The sequence below is a fragment of the Enterobacteriaceae bacterium Kacie_13 genome, assembly GCA_013457415.1.
Taxonomy (GTDB): Bacteria; Pseudomonadota; Gammaproteobacteria; order Enterobacterales; family Enterobacteriaceae; genus Rahnella.
The window spans coordinates 592,743-615,548 of sequence record CP045665.1 but is presented as its reverse complement, the minus strand read 5'-3'; the positions used below and the strand labels follow the sequence as shown (position 1 = coordinate 615,548).

The following is a 22,806-nucleotide window of genomic DNA, read 5'->3' as shown; positions in this document are numbered from 1 at the left end:
TGACCAAGTTAAAATACACTGGTTACATCGTACTTTACCCTCAGCGGCATAGTCTCAACGCTTCCAACTTGGTAAACTCTCACCCAATTTCTCACGCGACAGGCAGCGTTTCAGCACTGATGCTTGTTACCCCCCCCCCTGTCGCGTTCTCAGTATTGTTTTCACCGGACACCATATGGCTATCAAGAAGAACGAACTTTACTCCTCCCTTTGGGCGAGCTGCGACGAGTTGCGTGGCGGAATGGATGCTTCACAGTACAAAGACTACGTGTTGACCCTACTGTTTATGAAGTACGTCTCTGACAAAGCTAAGGGCAACCCTTACGCGATGATTGAAGTTCCGGAAGGGGCAAGTTTTGACGATATGGTGGCCCTCAAGGGCAATAAAGAAATTGGCGAGAAGATTAACAAAACTATCGGATTACTGGCCGAAGCTAATGACCTGAAGGGCGTTATTGATATCGCTGACTTCAATGACGAAGACAAGCTGGGTAAAGGTAAGGAGATGATAGACCGCCTTTCCAAGCTGGTGGCAATCTTCGAAGGGTTGGATCTCTCTGCCAACCGCGTTGAAGGAGACGATCTGCTGGGTGATGCGTATGAATACCTGATGCGCCACTTTGCTACAGAGTCAGGTAAATCCAAGGGGCAGTTTTATACCCCTGCAGAGGTGTCGCGCATTCTGGCGAAAGTAATTGGCATCAGCAAGCAAACACCACAGGATGCTACCGTTTATGACCCTACCTGTGGTTCAGGCTCACTGTTGTTGAAAGCCAGTGACGAAGCAGGTTCCAAGGGGTTAACCATCTATGGGCAAGAGATGGATTATGCGACCAGCGCACTGGCGCGTATGAACATGATTTTGCACGACAACGCTACCGCTAAAATCTGGAAAGGCAACACCTTGGCCGATCCACATTGGAAGGATGGCAACGATAATCTGAGAACCTTCGACTTTGCTGTAGCCAACCCCCCTTTCTCCAACAAAAACTGGACCAGCGGCCTGGATGCTGCGAACGATACTTTTGACCGTTTTGTCTGGGGGACACCGCCAGAAAAGAATGGCGATTATGCTTTCCTGCTGCACATCATCAAAAGCCTCAAGAGTACCGGCAAAGGCGCTGTAATCTTACCTCACGGCGTTCTGTTCCGGGGCAATGCTGAAGCGCGTATTCGTGAGAATCTGCTCAAACAAGGTTATATCAAAGGCATTATTGGCCTGCCTGCTAACTTGTTCTACGGCACGGGCATCCCGGCATGCATCATCGTCATCGATAAAGAAGGCGCACAGGCTAGAGCGTTCAGTGCCAGTGACAATAGCCAGCAAGGCATCTTTATGATCGATGCCAGTAAGGGTTTTATTAAGGACGGCAATAAAAATCGCCTACGCGCCCAAGACATTCACAAAATTGTCGATGCATTTAATCGGGAACAGGAAATCTCTCGCTTCAGTCGCATGGTACCGCTGTCAGAAATTGCAGCCAACGACTTCAACCTCAATATCCCTCGCTATATCGACAGCAGTTATCCTGAAGATCTACACGACCTTTCAGGCCATTTGGCTGGTGGCATTCCTGATCGCGATATTGATGCTCTCAGTGCTTACTGGAAAATTTTCCCGACTTTACGTCAGGATCTGTTCGAACCTGCCCGCCCAGGCTACAGCAATGCTCGAGTAGAAGCAGTTAAAGTGAAAAGTACTATTCTGGCGCACTCGGAATTTACCGCATTCAAAGCAGGAGCACTAATCCCCTTTGAAAGGTGGTTTGCAGGTTGTCAGCTTGAAGAAATTGCTCGCGGTGACTCACCTAAACAGCTAATTGAAGAAATTGGCGAGCGACTTCTCTCTGCATATGCGTCTGAAGCCACTGCTGACACTCCGTTGCTCGAGAACTACGCTATCTATCAGTTATTAATGGACTACTGGATGGATGTGATGCAGGACGATGTTTATGTCCTGAGCCAAGATGGCTGGCAAGCCGGCAAAGTACTACGTGAGCTGGTTGTGGAAAAAGGCGAAAAACTCAAAGAGACGCCGGATCTTGTAATTGGTAAGAAGAAGTATAAGGCTGAACTGTTGCCGCCAGCACTTTTAGTAGTTCGCTATTTTGCTTTTGAGCAGAAACAGATCGATCAACTTCAAGTCGCATATGATGAAGCCGCCCAAGCACTTGAACGCTTCCTTGAAGAAAACAGCGGTGAGGATGGGTTACTTGCTGATGCAATGAACGACAAAGAGAAAGTGACTGCTGCCAGCGTTAAGGCACGACTTAAAGTTGCCACAGATAAAGAAGAAAAGACAGTACTGAAATCTGCTCAGGAATTGTTTGATTCTGAAACCAAAGCCAAAAAAGCGCATAAAGAAGCAGAGGAAAAACTGGATCTTGCTGTATTCGCTTATTATCCAAAGCTCACTGATAACGAAATAAAAATTCTGGTGGTACAGGATAAATGGAAAGCAAGTCTGACTAGTGCTCTGGAAGCGGAGATTGAACGTGTCACACAGCGGCTGGCCAAACGAGTCAAAGAACTGGAGGAGCGCTATAGCGTATCTTTGCCCGTTCTTACTCAAAATGTTACTGAACTAGAGTCAAGAGTTGCAGCTCATCTGAAGATGATGGGGCTGGAGTGGGTATGATGGAGAATCAGAGTGAAATGCATACCGACAAACCAATTCCTGCAGGATTTAAACTTACGGAAGTGGGTGTAATTCCCGAGGATTGGGCTGTTGAGCCGTTATCAATGATTACTGAACCTAAAAGGCCAATCTCCTATGGAATCGTACAAACTGGTCCTTCTGTAGTTAATGGTATCCCCTGCATTAGAGTTGTCGATATATCAAACGGAAAAATCCAAACTGATAACCTAATAACAACATCAGAAAAAATTAGTGAATCTTATCGTAGAACAATACTTCAGAAAGATGATATTTTAATTCCCCTTAGAGGTAAGGTCGGCGAGATAGCTATTGTTGATAAATATACTCAAGGTGCAAATCTCACGAGAGGTGTGGCGTTAATTGCACTAAAGAGTACGTATGATTCAAGATATGTAAAACAATATTTATCCTGTAAGGATTCAGCAGACCGATTCCTCGCATCTATGAACGGATCGGCTCTCCAAGAAATAACAATAGCAACACTAAGAAATTTTTCTCTTGCCCTACCAAGTTCGCTCAAAGAACAGATCGCCATTGGTAATGTGCTATCCGATATCGATGTCCTAATTACCGAGTTTGAGAAGTTAATCGCTAAAAAACAGGCCATCAAAACCGCTACCATGCAACAACTGCTGACGGGTCGTACTCGTCTACCGCAATTTGCTAAACATCCTGATGGAACTCTTAAGGGATACAAAATCTGTGAATTAGGTAAACTACCAGAGGATTGGACCGTATTAACCTATGGTGAAATATTTGATTTTTTATCTACATCCACCAATCCCCGCGCTGACCTCAGCCATAATGGTGAATATGGATATATACACTACGGTGACATCCATACAAAATGGAATAATAAGCTTGACGCTAGTGCCGTAGAATTGCCAAAGATATCAAAAAAATTAGTATCCTCTTCGTTTTTAGAAAATGGTGATGTAATTATGGCTGACGCTTCAGAAGATTACAGTGGCATCGGTAAAAGTATTGAAGTATGCAGTATTGGCAACAAAAAAATAGTGGCTGGCTTGCATACATATCTACTAAGAGATAAATACAAACAGCTATCTGATGGATATAGAGGTTATTTGCATAGCAATTTAAATGTAAAAAAAATAATTGATCAATTAGCAACCGGAATGAAAGTTTTTGGTATTTCAAAAAATAATCTTTTGTCTGTACCAGTACCGGTTCCCTCTAAACAAGAGCAAGCCGCAATTGCTACCATCCTCTCAGATATGGATGCCGAGCTTACTACAATGGAACAAAAACTAGCCAAGGTTCGCGATATAAAACAAGGGATGATGCAACAACTACTGACCGGACGTATTCGACTACCTCTGGAACAATATGCTTGAATATAAACATATTACACAGAATATGGGACATTACGGTAGGATCCTTATACTGTTGTGCTTACTGATTGGTACTAGGAGGACTCCATCTTGATTAGAAAACTGACAATCCATGGTTTCAAATCGATCATGCAGGAACAACCTATTGAGTTAGGAAGAGTGAACTGTTTTATTGGTGCGAATGGAGTAGGTAAAAGCAACCTTCTAGAAGCATTAGGCGTACTCGGTGCTGCTGCCAATGGAGTAGTGGATGATGAAAGCCTCCTACGTCGGGGTGTACGGGCTGGTGTACCACGACTTTATAAGAGTTCATTTGCCAGTGAACGTACACCTTCCCATATCAGAATTACTGCTACGGGTGATATGAGCGAGTGCTATAGGGCATCCCTGCTCAATCCGTTAGATTCCCCGGAACCAGCCTGGTCTTATAAGACAGAATATCTCTATGATGGGGAAAACGAGGTAATTGCCGATGGAGTCCGTAACAAGAAAAATCTCAATCCATTGGCAGGTCTAGCAGCACTTAAGATGGTGGAACTAGAAGAATCCAATCCTGCGGCACAGTTGATGAGATCCTTACAGGAATATGCAATTTATTGTCCTAACACCCCAACTTTGCGTGGAATAACCCCTGATCTTCAATCTCGCCGTCCCGTTGGGCTAAATGGAGGCCAATTAGCTGAAGCATTTGAGCTTTTACGCATCTATCTTGAATCAATGGGAGATGAAGGAGAAGAAATACTTGATGAAGTGCTGACATTGATCGACTGGGTGGCTGATGTTCGTATTACTACACAGGCCGGAAATTTACTTTCTCCCAAAGTGCCCAGGAGTAAGCATTTGCTCAAGTTTACTGACCGCTTCATGCAAAAAAGCCGCAATGAATTGACAGCTTATGATGCAAGTGAAGGAGCTCTATACGTTCTGTTTACAGCGGTATTGTGCCTCTTACCACAATCACCGAAAATATTTGCAGTCGATAATCTCGACCAAGCTCTCAACCCTCGACTACTTGCGAGTCTGACTAAACATTTGTCTAAATGGTTGCAACATTTCGATCCGCAACGTCAATTGCTGTTTACTGCACATAACCCCGCTGTATTGGATGGACTGGATTTAACTGATCCCGAAACTCGATTATTTGCTGTAGAGCGAAATAGCAATGGGCTAACTTGCTTTCGTCGCATTGAGTTGACATCTGCATTGATTAAGTTGAATCAGGAGTACCCATTATCACGATTATGGCTGATGGGTCATTTGGGGGCAGTTCCCAATGTCTGATATTCGTATAGCTCTCGTGGCTGAAGGGCCAACAGATTATGTGGTTATAGAAGCAGCACTAAAGGCAATCTTAGCCCCAAGATCCTTTATCTTGACACAATTGCAGCCAGAACCTACTCAGCCAGCAATGGGCAGTGGTTGGGGTGGTGTCTTAAAATGGTGCTATGAAACGAGCAGGCGACATATCGGTTCTTTAGATGACGATCCGACGCTAAGTAGCTTCGACCTCCTCATTATTCATTTGGATGTTGATGTATCAACCTTTCGGTACGCTGACTGTGGAGCAGACATTGTTGCACTATCACAGCATTATGGTTGGCTGGGACTCCCTTGTGCCCGGCAATGTCCTCCAGCCAGTGATTCAGCCGATGCCCTGGAGAATGTTCTAAGTTCATGGCTCGGTGGTGTAACTTTGGGGAATCATTCAGCATTATGTTTTCCAGCTCAGTCGTCAGGTATGTGGCTTGCAGCAGCAACGTTGAACGCAGGGCATCCATTGTTACTAAATGCGGAATGCAATATTGGTCTTGAAGATGGCTTAAGTCATCTGAATAAAGCGACAAAAATAAAGAAAACTAAACGAGATTATCAAGCTAAAGCACCTAATATTGTTAACAATTGGCAAACGGTTAAAGCACTAAGTATTCAGGCTCAACGATTTGAAAGTGCAATTATCGCTGCCATCTAATTTATGGATAGATTATGAATAATGTCGGCCAGCGTGAACGCATAACACAAAAACGTGTTATCCAACTATTCACCGAGCACTTAGGTTATCGCTATCTGGGAAACTGGCATAAACGCGAAGACAACAGCAACATCGAACCCGGCTTAGTTTCTGCCTGGCTAACAAAATGTGGCGTTTCAGAAGTGCTTATCGACCGAGTATTGCGACAACTTGACCGAGCCGCAAGTCTCGGCGAAGGCCGTATCCTCTACGATGCCAACAAAGAGGTCTATCGCCTGTTGCGCTACGGCGTAAAGGACAAGGAAGGTGCAGGCGAGCAGAATCAGACCATCTGGCTGGTGGACTGGAAAAATCCAGAAGCGAATGATTTTGCTATTGCTGAAGAAGTGACACACAACGGCGAAAATAAGAAACGCCCGGATCTGGTTCTGTATGTTAACGGCATTGCACTTGGTGTGATTGAGCTTAAACGTTCTACAGTGTCAGTTTCAGAAGGTATACGCCAAAACCTCGATAACCAGCAAAAAGCATTTATCCGTAACTTCTTCACCACTATCCAATTGGTGATGGCCGGTAATAATTTAGAAGGGCTTCGCTATGGCGTAATCGAAACGCCGGAGAAATATTATCTCCAATGGAAAGAAGCGGCTGAGTCCCCCCATTCCAACATGCTCGATCGTCATCTGGCCCAGATTTGTAATAAACAGCGCCTGCTGGAATTGATCCACGACTTTATCGTCTTTGATGCTGGGGTGAAAAAAACCTGTCGCCATAACCAATATTTTGGCGTCGCTGCAACGAAACCTTATATTCAACGTAACGAAGGCGGAATCATCTGGCATACCCAGGGCAGCGGTAAAAGTCTGACTATGGTTTGGCTGGCAAAATGGATCAGAGAAAATATCACTGATAGTAGAGTGCTGATCATAACCGACCGCACAGAGCTAGATGAACAAATCGAAAAAGTCTTCAACGGCGTGGAAGAGGAAATCCTTCGCACCCGAAGCGGAGCAGATTTGGTAACTCGCCTTAATCAAACCAAACCCTGGCTTATATGTTCGCTAGTACATAAATTTGGCCGTCACGAAGAGGATGACATAGAGGCCGACACTGACGATTTCATCGAACAAATGAAACGAAGTATTCATGCCGATTTTAGCCCGAAGGGAAAATTGTTCGTATTTGTGGATGAGTGCCACCGAACCCAGTCCGGCAAATTGCATTCGGCAATGAAAAGCATACTCCCAGATGCGCAGTTTATCGGCTTCACTGGCACCCCACTGATGAAGAAAGATAAGAAAAAGTCAGTCGAAATCTTCGGGCCCTATATTCACACTTATAAATTCGACGAAGCAGTGAATGATGGAGTTGTGCTGGATTTGCGCTACGAGGCTCGTGACATCGATCAACGAGTGAAATCTCAGAAAAAAGTCGACCAGTGGTTTGATGCCAAAACCTCTAAACTCTCTCGCCTTGGTCAGCAGCAACTCAAACAGAAATGGGCTTCAATGCAGAAGCTATTGTCGAGTCGCTCGCGACTAGAGCAAATTGTGGCTGACATCCTTCTCGATTTCGAACAAAAACCACGACTCGCCAACGGTCGCGGTAATGCCATGTTGGTCTGTTCTAGTGTTTATCAGGCCTGCAAGTGCTATGAGATGTTCAGTGAGGCAGGTTTCGCCGGTAGATGTGCCATCGTCACTAGCTATCAGCCGAATGCCAGTGAGATTAAAGGTGAGGAAAGTGGCGAAGGGCTGACTGAGAAACTAGCCAAGTACAACATCTATCGCAAAATGCTTGCGGAGTATTTTGAGCAGCCGGAGGCTGAGGCAGCCAAACGCGTGAGTGATTTTGAAAAAGAGGTCAAACAACGCTTTATCAAAGAACCTGGCCAGATGCGCCTATTGATAGTCGTTGATAAGTTATTGACTGGGTTTGATGCCCCCTCTGCAACTTACCTTTATATCGACAAAAAAATGGCTGACCATAACCTCTTCCAGGCGATCTGCCGGGTTAATCGACTCGATGGGGAGGACAAAGAATACGGTTATATTGTCGACTATAAAGATCTTTTCCGCTCGCTGGAAAAAACAGTTCAGGACTACACTGCAGAAGCTTTTGATGGCTACGACAAAGAAGATGTAGCCGGGTTACTGAAAGATCGTTTGCAACAGGCCAAAATTGATTTGGATGGCGCGCTTGATGTAGTTCGCACTCTTTGCGAACCAGTTCGCATGCCACGACATCAGCTAGATTATCAGCACTATTTCTGTGGTGAACCCGGTGCAGTAGCCGAACAATTATCCGAGAAAGAAGCGCTACGACTAACACTTTATCAATCTGTGGCGAGGCTTATCCGCACTTTTACTGGTCTGGCAGGTGAACTGACAGATGCTGGCTATAGTGAGCAGCAGGCAGAGAAAATCCGCCTCGAAGTTGAGTTTTACTCGAAAGTTCGCGATGAAATCAAAATAGCCAGTGGCGATCTCGTGGATATGAAGCAGTTCGAGCCAGGTATGCGGCAGATGCTAGATCTTTGGGTGGATGCCGATCCAAGTGAAACGCTGATGGACTTTGAGCAGCTAGGGCTACTTGAGCTGATTATTGAACGCGGAGAAGGCGCACTGGATGGACTTCCAGCCGACATGCGTGGCAACCAGGAGGCCATGGCTGAGGCGATTGAAAATAACGTTCGCAGAACCATTGTTGATGAAAATCCGGTCAACCCGAAATACTACGAAAAAATGTCGGTGTTGCTTGATGAACTGATTGCACTTCGTCGTCAACAGGCTATCTCCTATCAAGAGTATCTGGAGCACGTACGTGAACTAGCGAAGCAGGTGAAACATCCACAGTCAGGTAGTAAAAGTACTTATCCAGCAAGCATTGATACTCTCGCCAAGAAAGCGTTGTATGACAACCTCGGGCAGGATGAAGTGTTAGCTATAAAGATAGATACTGCAGTACGTCACACTAAAAAGGCCGACTGGTATGGAGATCGTTTTAAAGAGCGCGAGATCAGCTTCGCTATTGCAGAAGAAATTAAAGGTTATGCAGTGACGGTCGCGGATGTGATGGCCTTGGTGAAGGCCCAGAAGGAGTATCGCTGATGCCTTTGGTTACCTTTGGTGAACTCACTTTGGATTTACAGCGAAAAAAAATTAAAAACCTGCATATCAGCGTTCTACCTCCGGATGGCCGAGTAAGAGTATCAGCCCCCGTCTCACTGTCAGACACAGCGATCAGGATGGCTGTAGTCAGAAGGCTGGTTTGGATTCGACAGCAGCAAGCACAATTTCAGGCTCAGCCGCGCCAGAGTGAACGAGAAATGTGTAGTGGCGAAACACACTACCTTTGGGGAAGAGGATATCGGCTGGATGTAGTTTTAGTGGATAAGCCCGCTGAAGTGAAACTCCAAGGTGGTTGGATACGAATGAAAGTACCTCCACATTATGATACGGCCCAGCGGGAAGCCCTTCTCAACCAATGGTATCGCAGTATTTTAAAACAAAGACTGCCAAAGTTAATGGCAAAATGGCAGCCGGAAATGAAGGCTGAAGCCAGTTATGTTGGCATCAAGCGAATGAAGACTAAATGGGGTAGCTGTAATCCTCAGACCGCACGTATCTGGATAAATCTCGAGCTGGTGAAAAAACCTCCTGAATGCCTTGAATTCATTGTGGTCCACGAGCTAGTTCATCTACACGAACGCAAGCACAACGAGCGTTTTACCGCTCTAATGAACATGCACTTACCAAATTGGCGCGAACACAGAGCTAAGTTGAATAAAATGCCCTTGGCTTATAATCATTGGGGATATTGAAATTTAATCAGAAAATGGTTGATACTATTGCATCAACCATCTCCATCAATTATCAATAAAACCTTTCATTTCTCTTTCTAATTCATGCAATGTTGATAGTAGTTCTTCACGCTGTTGACGTAAGCTGTCAAGATCAATAAAAACCTGCTCTTCATGCTTCTTAACATACCGAGATATATTTAAATTAAAATCATTTTCTTGTATTTCATCAAAAGAAGCCACATGTGAAAAATTGCCGACACTACTTCTTTCAAAGTAGCATTCTGATACCTTTCCAATGATTTCATCTGTTATTAAATTGCGCCCCTTTACGGGTTTAGCCAAATCAGATGCGTCGATAAACAGGACATTAGAATTCTTTTTATCTCTCCTGAAGATCAAAATGGCGGTTGGTATCCCTGTCCCAGGAAGCAACCTATCTGGTAGACCTATTACCGCATCTAACAACCCTTCACTAACTAAATTTTTCCTTATGTTCTCCTCTTGACCTCCACGGAACAATACCCCGTGAGATACCAGTATAGCCATTCTACCAGTTGCTCTTTTAAGTGTTGAAACCATGTGCAAAATAAAGGCATAATCACCCTTAGCCTGAGGTGGAAAACCTAAATTAAAACGACCATAATCATTATGTACTAAATCATCATGATTCCAACCGATAATGTTTAACGGTGGGTTAGAAGCAACTACATCAAACTTCATCAATCTATTATCTGTATCCAGAAGCAGAGGGTTAGATATTACATCCCCCCATTCTATCCGGCTATTAATCTCGTTATGCATAATCATATTCATTTTAGCCAAGGCCCAACTGGATCTATTAACCTCTTGACCAAATAAGGTATAATTATTGCTTATAAAGGATTTTTTTATTTTTTCCCCTAGGGTAATTAAAAGAGAACCAGACCCACAAGTAGGATCACAAATACTATCTCCATCCTTAGGCTGCAATAACTCTGCAAATAGTAATGAAATACCTTCTGGGGTATAAAACTCTGCCCCCCTCATCGCCGAGTCAGATGCAATCTTTTCAAAAAGATATCTACATGCCACTTTAATCTTGTCATTACCATCCTGGGTATAACCAAAATTCATTTCAGGACGTGCAAATATAGCGAGTAAATCATTAAGCATCCGATCTCTTTCTGATCTTGCGCCAAAATTAACCGTCGCAAATTGTATAGACTCGAATAAATAACCACCTCTAATTTGACAGACCGAATCAATAGCCTGATCAATTAATCTCAGCGAGTCGTCAATCCTCTCTCCAATATAATCACCATGATTCTTAGCCTCATGATATATCTTATAAAAACTCGCATTCCGTGGTACTCGAGAAACAATTTCTAACAACTCAGAATAGTCTTCATTAATTAAATCATCTGCATAGTCAGTCTTTACATCAGAAATATATTTCAGCAATAACATTGAAAATATATAATCTTTATAAGAAGATGAGTCAACTTTCCCTCTAAATAAATCACAAGCAAGTAAAAGTGATTTGTGAAGTGCCTTCATTTCACTCATTTTCTAACTCCTCGCTATTAATGATATTTTCACATATACCATCAAAGAGCACATCGCCATTTTGTATTAGTGAATTATAAATTACTTTTTGTTTAATCCAGTTTCTATTAATAAAACCAATTTTTTCTTGAACTCCCAAATTTGGGAGTTTAACAATCACTTTAGAAACCGCTTTTGAATTAATTTTACTAATACTAGTACCTTCACTCAAACTGCGAATATATTTACTTCCGGAAGTAGAGTTTATATACCAATGTAAATAATGTGGTAGTATTAGATTTTCATTACATCTTATCACTGCTAACTGATTGGACGTAATGATTGGTTTGCCTAGATTCTCTTCGATAATCCCAGCTGAAAACACAGGCCCCCGCAGACGTAATAAAATATCATTAGGGAAAAGATAATGTTTCTCAGGATTACCTTCTGGGATAACAGAGGTTAAAGCACCAAGATCTAAAATGCCGTCAAGTCCAATATCTTTCGTCTGGATAAGATAACATGAGCCTTGCTCACCAGCATCTTGTATCGCCGATTTAAAGGGCATCCCTAAGCGGATCTCAGCAACACTCTCTAATGTAACAATTTTATGCATAAGTAAGTTAGGGAGATTACTCTCCCTTTCCTCCAGTTGTTTTAAGTACAATCGAGTGTTTCCAATTCACATCCCCCACACGTACATCTAAATCCATCTGCAATGAGGAAAAGGAGAGCGCGTGTATCAGCATGACGATACAAGCCATATTCCCTCCCTTACTTATTGACTTTTTACGCAGGGATTGATATTTTTTCTCGTTCATTTTGTTAGAGCCTCTCATAGCGGGTTTGGTCAGAATGTTTCGGGTAAAAAGCAGCGGCAACTGCTATTTACTCCCTCTCTTACCTAGGTAGTAGCGTCGTACTAGGTCAGTGAGAAGACTTTAACAGGTTTTAGAGAATTTACGCAACAGTAGCGTCGTACTACTTTTTCAAGATATGATTGTCTCTATGCATCATGGGATCATTAAGCTCATGATTATTATCATTTATCTTGCAAATCCATGATGGAAAAATATTTTGGTATTACTTTCCAAAATCAAACGGACTTACTCCTTTCTCCCGATTCGCATCAAGATAATTAGCCCACCACTGCAGCATCAGTCTGCGCTCCCCCAGATGCTCGGCCTTATGAATGTAAGCTGCACGCACTGAGTTACGTTCCTGGTGACTCATCTGACGCTCTACTGCATCCCTCGACCATAATCCAGATTCAATCAGAGAACTACAAGCCATCGTCCGGAAACCATGGCCACACACTTCCATTTTCGTATCATAGCCCATCACTCGCAAAGCCTTGTTCACCGTATTCTCACTCATCGGCTTACGCGGATCGTGATCGCCCACGAAGATAAGGTCACGGTTCCCATTCATGCTTTTGATCTTTTCCAGAATAGCTAAGGCTTGGCGCGACAAAGGAACAAGATGAGGTGTTCGCATCTTTGAACCGCGCTGAGAGTGTTTAACACCTTCCAACGGCTCGCGCTCACCAGGAATCGTCCACATAGCGGTTTCAAAATCCACTTCTGTCCAGCGGGCAAAACGTAGCTCGCTTGAACGGATGAAAACTAATAAAGTGAGTTCCACGGCCAACCTGGTTAACGGCCTGCCGGAGTAGTGATCAATGCGATGAAGTAATTCAGGAATGCGATTGAGTTCTAGCGCTGCGCGATGCTGTCTTTTAGCCGTAGCAACTGCACCGGCAATCTCTTGCGCGGGGTTATAATCGATTAAGCCGCTCTGAACGGCAAATCGCATAATCGCGGTAGTTCGTTGCTGTAAGCGAGCGGCGACTTCGAGCCGTCCGGATGACTCAACTGCTTTGATGGGTACAAGTAGGTCTCGCGTTTTCAGTTCTGCAATGTTCCGCTTACCAATGGCAGCAAAGAGATTATCCTCTAGGCTTTTCAATACACGAGCACTATGCGGTGTGGACCACTTCTGATTACTGGCATGCCAGTCCCTGGCAACTACTTCAAACGTTATCGCTTCTTGCTCCTGCTCCATCTGAACGACTTTCTTGTTCTCACTAGGATCTACACCGTTAGCTAACTGCTTACGGGCTTCGTCTCGCCGTGCCCTGGCATCCGCTAAGGAAACTTCAGGGTATTTCCCCAATGCCAGCATCTTCTCTTTGCCGCCGAAGCGATAACGTAGCCGCCAGTATTTTGAGCCGTTAGGATGAACCAGCAAAACCATGCCGTCACCATCGGTAAGCTTATAGGCTTTTTCTTCAGGCTTGGCCGTACGAACCTTCACATCACTCAGAGCCATGTTGAGTATCCTTTCAAGGGTTCTGTGTGGGTACAAACATTATCGAACCGGGATATACCCGCATTTGTACCCGCATCAGTAAGTTGATGTAGATTGAATCAGGTTGACTTATGTTGACTGAAAAAGCGAGGAAAGCCTTGCGGGGACTGGATTTTAGACATAAAAAAAGACCTCAGTTGAGGTCTATTTACATACTAATGGTGCCGAAGGCCGGAATCGAACCGGCACGCCTTGCGGCGGTTGATTTTGAGTCAACTGCGTCTACCGATTTCGCCACTTCGGCACAGAAAGTAGTATGCGGAAAACGTGGGCATTATACCCAGCCCAGCAGGTCACGCAATACTTATCCTACCTTGTTCGGTTTAAGTGTTGAAAAAACAGGCATTGGCCGCATTGCTAGTAGGTTTTGCTGACAAATATCTTTGGATTGAGCGCTTTTTTCCCATGCCGTTTTAGAAACTTCGCATTAGTATACAAACCACAAATTCTTAATGGCCTGTTGATGGATATCCGCTTGTTGAAAAAAATCTCTCTTTCGCTCCTCGCGCTGGCCTTTGCCAGTACGCCTTTATGGGGCTATGCGCAGCAGAATGCGCGTCTGGCGTCGCAGGTCGTAGATGATCATGCAGAACACATTTTTTACGGCAGCGGCGCGATGGGAATGGCGCTGGTGGTGGTGGATAATAACCAGCAGGTATTCCGCAGCTTTGGCGAGACCCGTCCCGGTTCCGACGTACGCCCGCGTGAAGATTCCGTGGTACGCATCGCCTCGCTGACCAAGCTCATCACCAGTGAAGTGCTGGTCAAAATGGCGCAGCAGGGCAAAGTCAGTATTAACGATCCGCTGCGCAAGTACGCGCCAGCCGGTGCCCGCGTGCCGAGTTACAGCGGTACCAATCCAATCACGTTGTTAAATCTGGCGACGCACACCAGCGGCCTGCCGCGTGAACAACCGGGCGGCGTGGCACATCGTGATGTCTTTACCTGGCCGACCAAAAGCGATCGCTGGAACTGGCTGAGCGTTGCTAAGCTGACCGTACCACCAGGTGCCCGAGCGTCTTACTCAAATCTGGCGTTTGACCTGCTGTCAGATGCGTTATCGAAAGCGGCTAATAAACCTTATCCGCAGCTGCTGCGCGAGCAGATTACCCAGCCGCTGGGTATGACCGATACCACGCTGACGCCTAACGCCAGCCAGTGTTCGCGGCTGATGGTCGGGCTGCGTCCAAGCCCTTGCATCAATACCATTGCCGCAGCGGGCAGCGGCGGCCTGTATTCCACGCCAGCCGACATGGGTCGCTGGATGCGCCAGTTCCTTGGGCAGCGCACCACTACCGCCGAAATGGCGCAAAAGATGTATTACAAACGTTCCGATTTAGTATCGCTGAAAGGCATGGACGTGCCGGGTATGGCGGATTCACTGGGCATGGGATGGGTAACGATGGCACCTACGCCGTTGCTGCCGCGCATCATCCAGAAAACCGGTGGCGGCGGTGGCTTCATTACTTATGTCGCGATGGTGCCTCAGCGCGGTATTGGCGTGTTCGTGGTGGTCACCCGCAGCGAGCTGACTAAGTTCAAAAACATGAGTGATGGCGTTAACGATCTGGTCGCTGAACTGGTGCGAAATAACGAAATCTGACAGCTCAGAGACCAATATACAGACGTAAAAAAAGCAGGCTCAGCCTGCTTTTTGTTTATCTGTATTGGCGGTTTTACTTCTTCTTCAACAGTAAATACATGCTGATGACGAGGAATAGTCCGCTTGGCAACAGCGCGCCTAATATCGGCGGAATACTGTAAACCAGGCTCAGCGGGCCGAAAATCTGGTCAAGTACGTAGAACAGGAAGCCGAAGCAAATCCCCGTCACCACGCGCACACCCATCGGCACGCTACGCAGCGGCCCGAAGATGAACGACAGCGCCATCAGCATCATCACCGCAACAGACAGTGGCGAGAAGATTTTACTCCACATGTTGAGCTGATAACGTTTGGACTCCTGCCCGCTCTGCTTGAGGTATTTCACGTAGTTGTAGAGGCCGCTTATCGACAGCGCATCCGGGTCGAGCGCCACAACGCCCAGCTTGTCGGGAGTCAGGTTGGTTTTCCACACACCAGTCAGCGTCTGGGAGCCGGTGATTTGTAGTTTATCGGTCAGATCGGACTCATCTACTTGCGACAGTTTCCACTCGCCATTATCGAAGGTCGCGGAAGACGCATAACGCACCGACTGCAGCTTGTTCGCGTTATCGAAGTGATAGATGTTCACGCCGGTCAGCTCTTTCTCGCCCGCCACGCGTTCGATATAGATAAAGTCATGGCCATCTTTCGCCCACAATCCATTCTGAGTGGAAAGCAGCGAACCGCCGTACATCTGCTGCGCACGGTAGTTACGCGCCATCTGTTCGCCCTGTGGCGCGACCCATTCGCCGATCGCCATGGTCAACAGCACCAGCGGGATCGCCGTTTTCATCACCGACGCAGCAATCTGCATGCGGGTGAATCCAGACGCCTGCATCACCACCAACTCACTGCGCGTTGCCAGCGTACCCAGACCGAGCAGTGCGCCGAGAAGTGCTGCCATCGGGAAGAAGATTTCGATATCTTTTGGCACGCTGAGTAAGGTGTAAAGCCCTGCGCCCGCCGCTGAATATCCACCCTGCCCGACTTTACGCAGCTGGTCGACAAACTTGATGATGCCAGAGAGTGACACCAGCATGAACAACGTCATCATGATGGTGTTGAAGATAGTGCGACCGATGTACCGGTCTAATACGCCAAACATCAGGCAGCTCCTCTCAAGCGTGCGCGGATCTTACGAACCGGCAAGGTATCCCATGCATTCAGAATCAATGCCAGCCCGAAGTAGACCAGGTTCGTTCCCCACATCCAGATCATCGGATCCAGCTTGCCTTTCGCGCCGTTGGAGCGCAGTGAGGTTTGCAGCAGGAAAAAAATCAGATAGAGCAGAATCGCCGGTAACATGCTGAGAACGCGCCCCTGACGCGGGTTAACCACACTCAGCGGAACCACTAACAGCGCCATGATGAAAACTGACACGATCAGCGTTAAGCGCCAGTTCAGCTCTGCACGCGCTTCCGGTTCATCGGAGTGCCAGAGTTGTGCCATGGTCATCTGATCGGATTCATTCGGATCAAGCTGCACGGTCTGATGGCCGATCACGGCGAGATAGTCGGTGAAGTCAGTAATGCGGAAATCTCGCAGCAGCGCGGTGCCTTCGTAGCGGGTGCCCTGATCCAGCGTGACAACCTGAGAACCATCCGGACGCTGAACCATATGGCCTTTATCAGCCACCACGACGGAAGGACGCTGGTTACCACTCGGACGCAGTTGCGCCAGAAAAACGTTATGGAACTCTTTGCCTTTCACGTTGCCGACGAACAGCACGGCATTGCCGTTCTGCGCCTGCTGGAACTGGCCTTCGACCATGGCTGCCATGCTTGGGTTGGCTTTAGCTTCCGCCAGCACTGCATCCTGATGCTTGGATGACCAGGGGCTAAGCCAGATAGCGTTGACGCCAGCGAAAACTGAGGTAAATAACGCCAAAACCAGCGCAGCGATAACCAGTGACCGTTTTCCGAGGCCACAGGCGTGCATGACCGTGATTTCACTGTCGGTATACAATTTCCCGAGCGTCATCAGCAAGCCGAGGAAAAGGCTGAGAGGAAGAATAAGCTGCGCCATTTCCGGAATACCTAAACCCAGAAGTGACAGAACTAAATTTGTTGGGATATCGCCATCGACTGCCGCTCCAAGCACTCTGACCAGCTTCTGACAGAAGAAGATGAGAAGCAGAATGAAGAGAATGGCAAATTGGCTCTTGAAGGTTTCCCTAACCAGATATCTAATGATGATCACGCTTAATACGCCTGTGAAAACTTGTCTTTTTGAAGGAAAATCGCTAGTTTCATCGCTAATCCGTCATTTATTCTCATCATATGGCAACCTTCACAGCTAAAATAGTATTACAACACCGAGAATTGGGGTGTCCTATAGGAACATGCTTATAGCCGCCAAAATAAAAACTAACGCCGTTTAAGGTTAACACAGGTCGTTAACACAATGACGGGAGAGTGTCTCCGGCGACCATTCTAGCCGTACCTCCCGCCCTTGTCTTTAAGATTCAGGAGAGTGCATGGAGTTCAGCGTAAAAAGCGGTAGCCCGGAAAAACAACGCAGTGCCTGTATTGTAGTCGGCGTTTTCGAACCTCGCCGTCTGTCACCGATTGCCGAACAACTCGATAAAATCAGTGATGGCTACATCAGCGCCCTGCTTCGCCGTGGCGAACTTGAAGGCAAAGTGGGTCAGACCCTGTTGCTGCATCATGTACCGAATATTCTTTCAGAGCGCATTTTGCTGATTGGCTGTGGCAAAGAACGCGAACTGGATGAGCGCCAGTACAAACAAGTTATCCAGAAAACGATCAACACCCTCAACGACACCGGTTCTATGGAAGCCGTTTGCTTCCTCACCGAGCTGCACGTTAAAGGGCGTAATACTTATTGGAAAGTGCGTCAGGCGGTCGAAACCTCCAAAGAATCGCTTTATACCTTTGACCAGCTGAAAAGCAATAAAGTCGAACCACGCCGTCCGCTGCGTAAAATGGTCTTCAACGTGCCAACGCGCCGTGAGCTGACCAGCGGTGAGCGCGCTATCCAGCATGGTCTGGCAGTGTCTGCCGGTATTAAAGCGGCGAAAGACCTCGGCAACATGCCACCTAACATCTGTAACGCCGCGTATCTGGCATCACAGGCGCGTCAGCTTGCCGACGCGTTCAGCACCAACATCACCACGCGCGTCATCGGCGAACAGCAGATGAAAGAGTTGGGGATGAATGCCTACCTGGCCGTCGGTCAGGGTTCGAAAAACGAATCGCTGATGTCGGTGATGGAATATAAGGGTAATCCTAATCCGGACGCTAAGCCTATCGTGCTCGTCGGTAAAGGCCTGACCTTCGATTCCGGCGGTATTTCCATTAAGCCTGCGGCTGATATGGATGAAATGAAGTACGACATGTGCGGCGCAGCTGCGGTCTATGGCGCAATGCGCGTGGTGGCTGAACTGAATCTGCCGCTGAACGTCGTGGGCGTTCTGGCAGGCTGTGAAAACATGCCTGGCGGTCAGGCGTTCCGTCCGGGCGATGTGCTGACCTCGATGTCAGGTCAGACTGTCGAAGTGCTGAACACCGATGCAGAAGGCCGGCTGGTGCTGTGCGATGCGCTGACCTACGTCGAACGTTTCGATCCTGAACTGGTGATTGACGTCGCCACGCTGACCGGCGCCTGTGTGATCGCCCTTGGTCATCACATCACCGGTTTGCTGTCGAACCACAATCCGCTGGCACATGAGCTGATTGGTGCGTCCGAACAGGCGGGTGACCGCGCCTGGCGTCTGCCGCTGGCTGATGAATATCAGGAGCAGCTGGATTCCAACTTTGCAGATATGGCGAACATCGGCGGACGTGCAGGTGGTGCTATCACCGCCGGTTGCTTCCTGTCCCGCTTCACCCGCAAATACAGCTGGGCGCATCTGGACATCGCCGGTACGGCGTGGCGTTCAGGGAAAAATAAAGGCGCAACCGGTCGTCCTGTCGCGCTGCTGGCGCAGTTCCTGCTGAACCGGGCCGGTCTTGACGGCGATGAATGATCTGATTCACCCGTCAAATAAGGTATAATTTTGACAATCAGGGTTTGGTTCGCCAAACCCTTCACAGGCGGGCGCACCCAGTTGCGCCCCTGTTTTTTCTCAGCAGCACAGTGAACTCATCATGAAACAGGCAACCTTCTTTCTTCTCGATGCGCCGGATGCCAGTGGCGAGCTCAGCTCGCACGAAGCGCTGGCCTGTCAGGTCGCCGCTGAACGTTACCGGATGGGCAAACGTGTCCTGCTGGCCTGTGAAAGTCAGGCACAGGCCGAGCGTCTGGATGAAGCACTCTGGAAGCGCGATCCGACCCACTTCGTGCCGCACAATCTGGCGGGTGAAGGCCCGCGTTTTGGCGCACCGGTGGAGCTCTGCTGGCCGGGCAAGCGTGGCAATGCGCCGCGCGACCTGCTGATCAGCCTTTTACCTGAGTTTGCAGATTTTGCTACTGCTTTCCATGAAGTGGTAGACTTCGTTCCTTACGAAGATTCCCTTAAACAACTTGCGCGCGAACGCTATAAAGCCTATCGCAGCGTGGGTTTCTCTTTGACGACGGCCACGCCGCCCTCAGTCACCACATCGACCGACGAAAATACGAAGCGAAATGGATAAGACATATAACCCGCAAGACATCGAGCAGCCGCTTTACGAGCACTGGGAACAACAGGGCTATTTCAAGCCACATGGTGATACCAGTAAAGAAAGCTTTGCCATCATGATCCCGCCGCCGAACGTAACCGGCAGCTTGCACATGGGTCATGCTTTCCAGCAAACCATCATGGACGCCATGATCCGCTATCAGCGCATGCAGGGTAAAAATACCCTGTGGCAGGCGGGAACTGACCATGCGGGTATCGCAACGCAAATGGTGGTTGAGCGTAAGATCGCCGCTGAAGAAGGTAAAACTCGTCACGACTATGGGCGTGAAGCGTTCATCGACAAAATCTGGGACTGGAAAGCAGAATCAGGCGGCACGATCACCCGCCAGATGCGCCGTCTCGGCGACTCCGTGGACTGGGAGCGTGAGCGCTTTACCATGGATGAAGGTTTATCCAACGCCGTGCGCGAAGTGTTTGTTCGTCTGTACAAAGAAGACCTGATTTACCGTGGCAAACGCCTGGTGAACTGGGATCCGAAACTGCGCACCGCGATTTCTGACCTTGAAGTCGAAAACCGTGAGTCCAAAGGATCCATGTGGCACCTGCGTTATCCGCTGGCTGACAGCGCAAAAACCGCTGAAGGCAAAGACTATCTGGTGGTCGCCACCACCCGTCCGGAAACCGTACTCGGTGATACCGGCGTGGCAGTGAACCCGGAAGATCCGCGTTACAAAGACCTGATCGGCAAAGAGATCATTCTGCCGCTGGTTGGTCGTCGCATTCCAATTCTGGGCGATGAACACGCCGATATGGAAAAAGGCACCGGCTGCGTGAAGATCACCCCTGCTCACGACTTTAACGACTATGAAGTCGGTAAACGTCACGGCCTGCCGATGATCAACATCCTGACGTTCGATGGCGATATCCGCCAGACAGCTGAAGTATTCGACACCAACGGTGAAGAAAGCGACGCGTGCAGCAACGACATTCCAGAACAATTCCGTGGCCTTGAGCGCTTTGCCGCACGTAAAGCCGTGGTAGCAGCGTTTGAAGAAGCCGGCCTGCTGGAAGAAATCAAACCTCACGATCTGACCGTGCCTTACGGTGACCGTGGCGGCGTGGTGATCGAGCCAATGCTGACCGACCAGTGGTATGTGCGCACTGCGCCGCTGGCGAAAGTCGCGGTGGAAGCTGTGGAAACGGGCGAAATTCAGTTTGTCCCGAAACAGTACGAGAACATGTACTTCAGCTGGATGCGTGACATTCAGGACTGGTGTATTTCCCGTCAGCTGTGGTGGGGTCACCGCATCCCGGCGTGGTATGACGCCGAAGGCAATGTGTTCGTTGGCCGTGACGAAGCAGAAGTGCGCAGCGAAAATAATCTGGGCGCAGACGTGGTCCTGACGCAAGACGAAGACGTGCTCGATACCTGGTTCTCTTCCGGTCTGTGGACCTTCTCCACGCTGGGCTGGCCAGAGCAGACGCCTGATCTCAAAGCCTTCCACCCTTCAAGCGTGGTCGTGAGCGGCTTCGACATCATCTTCTTCTGGATCGCGCGCATGATCATGATGACCATGCACTTTGTGAAAGATGAAAACGGTAAACCACAGGTTCCGTTCAACACCGTTTACATGACCGGTCTTATTCGCGATGACGAAGGGCAGAAAATGTCCAAGTCAAAAGGTAACGTGATCGATCCGCTGGATATGATCGATGGTATCTCGCTGGAAGACTTGCTGGAAAAACGTACCGGCAACATGATGCAGCCCCAGCTGGCCGAGAAAATCCGCAAGCGCACCGAGAAGCAGTTCCCGAACGGCATCGAACCGCACGGTACCGACGCCCTGCGCTTCACGCTGGCGGCGCTGGCTTCTACCGGCCGTGACATCAACTGGGATATGAAGCGCCTTGAGGGTTACCGCAACTTCTGTAACAAACTGTGGAACGCCAGCCGCTTCGTGCTGATGAACACAGAAGATCAGGATTGCGGCCTGAACGGCGGCGAACTCGAGCTGTCACTGGCAGACCGCTGGATCCTCGCGGAATATAACCGCACGGTGAAAGCCTACCGCGACGCAATGGATACCTATCGTTTCGATCTGGCTGCCAGCATTCTGTATGAATTCACCTGGAACCAGTTCTGCGACTGGTATCTGGAGCTCACCAAACCGGTGATGAACGGCGGCAGTGAAGCACAACTGCGCGGTACCCGTCATACGCTGGTGGAAGTGCTGGAAGGTCTGCTGCGTCTTGCGCATCCGATCATTCCGTTCATCACAGAAACCATCTGGCAGCGCGTCAAAACGCTCAAAGGCATCACAGCTGAAACCATCATGCTGCAACCTTTCCCGGAATATGATGCGGCCAAAACGGATGAACTGGCGCTGGCCGATCTCGAGTGGATCAAGCAGGCAATCATCGCTATCCGTAACGTCCGTGCCGAGATGAACCTGTCTCCGGCCAAGCCGCTGGAACTGTTGCTGCGTGGCGCAAGTGCTGATGCACAGCGTCGTGTGGAACAGAACCTGAGCTTCATCCAGTCTCTGGCGCGTCTGGAGTCCATCACCATTTTGCCTGCAGGCGACAAAGGCCCGGTGTCTGTCACCAAACTGGTGGAAGGCGCTGAGCTGCTGATCCCAATGGCCGGTCTGATTGATAAAGACGCCGAACTGGCGCGTCTGGACAAAGAGATGGCGAAACTGGACGGTGAGATTGCGTCTATCGAAGGCAAACTGTCGAACGAAGGTTTTGTGGCGCGTGCGCCAGAAGCCGTTGTCGCTAAAGAGCGCGACCGTCTGGCAGCCTGCGGCGAAGCCAAAATCAAAATTGCAGAACAGAAAGCGACCATCGCTGCACTGTAATGTTGATGAACGCATGAAATGACGAAGGCCGCGAAAGCGGCC

The 22,806-nt window shown here is 48.2% G+C and carries 16 protein-coding genes and 1 tRNA gene; 10 read left to right on the top strand and 7 right to left on the bottom strand.

Annotated elements, in window-relative coordinates; genetic code table 11:
- The first annotated feature begins 175 nt into the window (after positions 1-175).
- The 6 genes from GE278_02790 to GE278_02765 all read left to right on the top strand — a co-directional run bounded on the left by GE278_02790 (position 176) and on the right by GE278_02765 (position 9,803).
- Entirely contained in the window at positions 176-2,638 is a 2,463-nt protein-coding gene (locus GE278_02790; protein ID QLK59779.1) for a type I restriction-modification system subunit M, read from the top strand.
- A gap of 17 nt (positions 2,639-2,655) precedes the next feature.
- Entirely contained in the window at positions 2,656-4,014 is a 1,359-nt protein-coding gene (locus tag GE278_02785; protein ID QLK63162.1) for a restriction endonuclease subunit S, read from the top strand.
- Positions 4,015-4,101: 87 nt separating this feature from the next.
- Positions 4,102-5,292 (top strand): AAA family ATPase, encoded by a 1,191-nt coding sequence (locus GE278_02780; protein ID QLK59778.1) that lies wholly within the window; start codon positions 4,102-4,104, stop codon positions 5,290-5,292.
- Positions 5,285-5,980 (top strand): hypothetical protein, encoded by a 696-nt coding sequence (locus tag GE278_02775; protein ID QLK59777.1) that lies wholly within the window; start codon positions 5,285-5,287, stop codon positions 5,978-5,980. The genes GE278_02780 and GE278_02775 overlap by 8 nt, the downstream gene beginning before the upstream one ends.
- Before the next feature lie 14 nt (positions 5,981-5,994).
- Positions 5,995-9,090, top strand: coding sequence for an HsdR family type I site-specific deoxyribonuclease (locus tag GE278_02770; protein QLK59776.1), 3,096 nt, complete (start codon positions 5,995-5,997; stop codon positions 9,088-9,090).
- Positions 9,090-9,803, top strand: coding sequence for a DUF45 domain-containing protein (locus GE278_02765; protein QLK59775.1), 714 nt, complete (start codon positions 9,090-9,092; stop codon positions 9,801-9,803). The genes GE278_02770 and GE278_02765 overlap by 1 nt, the downstream gene beginning before the upstream one ends.
- 45 nt (positions 9,804-9,848) lie before the next feature.
- On the opposite strand, the gene GE278_02760 is transcribed toward GE278_02765, so the two are convergent.
- From GE278_02760 to GE278_02740, 5 genes are all read right to left on the bottom strand, one after another.
- Complete coding sequence (locus GE278_02760) at positions 9,849-11,330, bottom strand: N-6 DNA methylase (protein ID QLK59774.1); 1,482 nt, start codon at positions 11,328-11,330, stop codon at positions 9,849-9,851.
- Positions 11,323-11,925: a restriction endonuclease subunit S gene (locus GE278_02755; GenBank protein QLK59773.1), complete on the bottom strand. Its 603-nt coding sequence runs from the start codon at positions 11,923-11,925 to the stop codon at positions 11,323-11,325. The genes GE278_02760 and GE278_02755 overlap by 8 nt, the downstream gene beginning before the upstream one ends.
- 16 nt (positions 11,926-11,941) lie before the next feature.
- Positions 11,942-12,130 (bottom strand): hypothetical protein, encoded by a 189-nt coding sequence (locus GE278_02750; protein QLK59772.1) that lies wholly within the window; start codon positions 12,128-12,130, stop codon positions 11,942-11,944.
- Positions 12,131-12,392: 262 nt separating this feature from the next.
- Complete coding sequence (locus tag GE278_02745) at positions 12,393-13,640, bottom strand: DUF4102 domain-containing protein (GenBank protein ID QLK59771.1); 1,248 nt, start codon at positions 13,638-13,640, stop codon at positions 12,393-12,395.
- Positions 13,641-13,838: 198 nt separating this feature from the next.
- A tRNA-Leu gene (locus GE278_02740) sits at positions 13,839-13,923 on the bottom strand.
- Positions 13,924-14,142: 219 nt separating this feature from the next.
- On the opposite strand from GE278_02740, the gene ampH reads away from it, so the two are divergent.
- A complete protein-coding gene (gene ampH / locus GE278_02735; protein ID QLK59770.1) occupies positions 14,143-15,282 on the top strand; it encodes a D-alanyl-D-alanine-carboxypeptidase/endopeptidase AmpH in 1,140 nt (379 codons plus the stop codon).
- A gap of 73 nt (positions 15,283-15,355) precedes the next feature.
- On the opposite strand, the gene lptG is transcribed toward ampH, so the two are convergent.
- Positions 15,356-16,426, bottom strand: a complete 1,071-nt coding sequence (gene lptG, locus GE278_02730; protein QLK59769.1) for an LPS export ABC transporter permease LptG — start codon at positions 16,424-16,426, stop codon at positions 15,356-15,358.
- On the bottom strand, positions 16,426-17,520 hold the full coding sequence (gene lptF, locus GE278_02725) for an LPS export ABC transporter permease LptF (GenBank protein ID QLK59768.1): 1,095 nt from the start codon (positions 17,518-17,520) through the stop codon (positions 16,426-16,428). Before lptF ends, lptG begins: the two co-directional genes overlap by 1 nt.
- A gap of 277 nt (positions 17,521-17,797) precedes the next feature.
- Between lptF and pepA the strand changes: the two genes are divergently transcribed.
- The 3 genes from pepA (at position 17,798) to GE278_02710 (ending at position 22,764) form a co-directional block, all read left to right on the top strand.
- Positions 17,798-19,309 carry a leucyl aminopeptidase gene (gene pepA, locus GE278_02720; protein QLK59767.1) on the top strand — a complete coding sequence of 504 codons (1,512 nt, stop codon included), beginning with the start codon at positions 17,798-17,800 and terminating at the stop codon, positions 19,307-19,309.
- Positions 19,310-19,430: 121 nt separating this feature from the next.
- Complete coding sequence (locus GE278_02715; GenBank protein ID QLK59766.1) at positions 19,431-19,916, top strand: DNA polymerase III subunit chi; 486 nt, start codon at positions 19,431-19,433, stop codon at positions 19,914-19,916.
- Positions 19,909-22,764: a valine--tRNA ligase gene (locus GE278_02710; GenBank protein QLK59765.1), complete on the top strand. Its 2,856-nt coding sequence runs from the start codon at positions 19,909-19,911 to the stop codon at positions 22,762-22,764. The genes GE278_02715 and GE278_02710 overlap by 8 nt, the downstream gene beginning before the upstream one ends.
- The last annotated feature ends 42 nt before the right edge of the window (positions 22,765-22,806 follow it).

Coding starts and splice junctions, on each gene's coding strand:
- GE278_02790 (QLK59779.1), top strand. CDS start 176: ATGGCTATCAAGAAGAACGAACTTTACTCCTCCCTTTGGGCGAGCTGC.
- GE278_02785 (QLK63162.1), top strand. CDS start 2,656: ATGCATACCGACAAACCAATTCCTGCAGGATTTAAACTTACGGAAGTG.
- GE278_02775 (QLK59777.1), top strand. CDS start 5,285: ATGTCTGATATTCGTATAGCTCTCGTGGCTGAAGGGCCAACAGATTAT.
- GE278_02770 (QLK59776.1), top strand. CDS start 5,995: ATGAATAATGTCGGCCAGCGTGAACGCATAACACAAAAACGTGTTATC.
- GE278_02765 (QLK59775.1), top strand. CDS start 9,090: ATGCCTTTGGTTACCTTTGGTGAACTCACTTTGGATTTACAGCGAAAA.
- GE278_02760 (QLK59774.1), bottom strand. CDS start 11,330: ATGAGTGAAATGAAGGCACTTCACAAATCACTTTTACTTGCTTGTGAT.
- GE278_02755 (QLK59773.1), bottom strand. CDS start 11,925: ATGCATAAAATTGTTACATTAGAGAGTGTTGCTGAGATCCGCTTAGGG.
- GE278_02750 (QLK59772.1), bottom strand. CDS start 12,130: ATGAACGAGAAAAAATATCAATCCCTGCGTAAAAAGTCAATAAGTAAG.
- GE278_02745 (QLK59771.1), bottom strand. CDS start 13,640: ATGGCTCTGAGTGATGTGAAGGTTCGTACGGCCAAGCCTGAAGAAAAA.
- ampH (QLK59770.1), top strand. CDS start 14,143: ATGGATATCCGCTTGTTGAAAAAAATCTCTCTTTCGCTCCTCGCGCTG.
- lptG (QLK59769.1), bottom strand. CDS start 16,426: ATGTTTGGCGTATTAGACCGGTACATCGGTCGCACTATCTTCAACACC.
- pepA (QLK59767.1), top strand. CDS start 17,798: ATGGAGTTCAGCGTAAAAAGCGGTAGCCCGGAAAAACAACGCAGTGCC.
- GE278_02715 (QLK59766.1), top strand. CDS start 19,431: ATGAAACAGGCAACCTTCTTTCTTCTCGATGCGCCGGATGCCAGTGGC.
- GE278_02710 (QLK59765.1), top strand. CDS start 19,909: ATGGATAAGACATATAACCCGCAAGACATCGAGCAGCCGCTTTACGAG.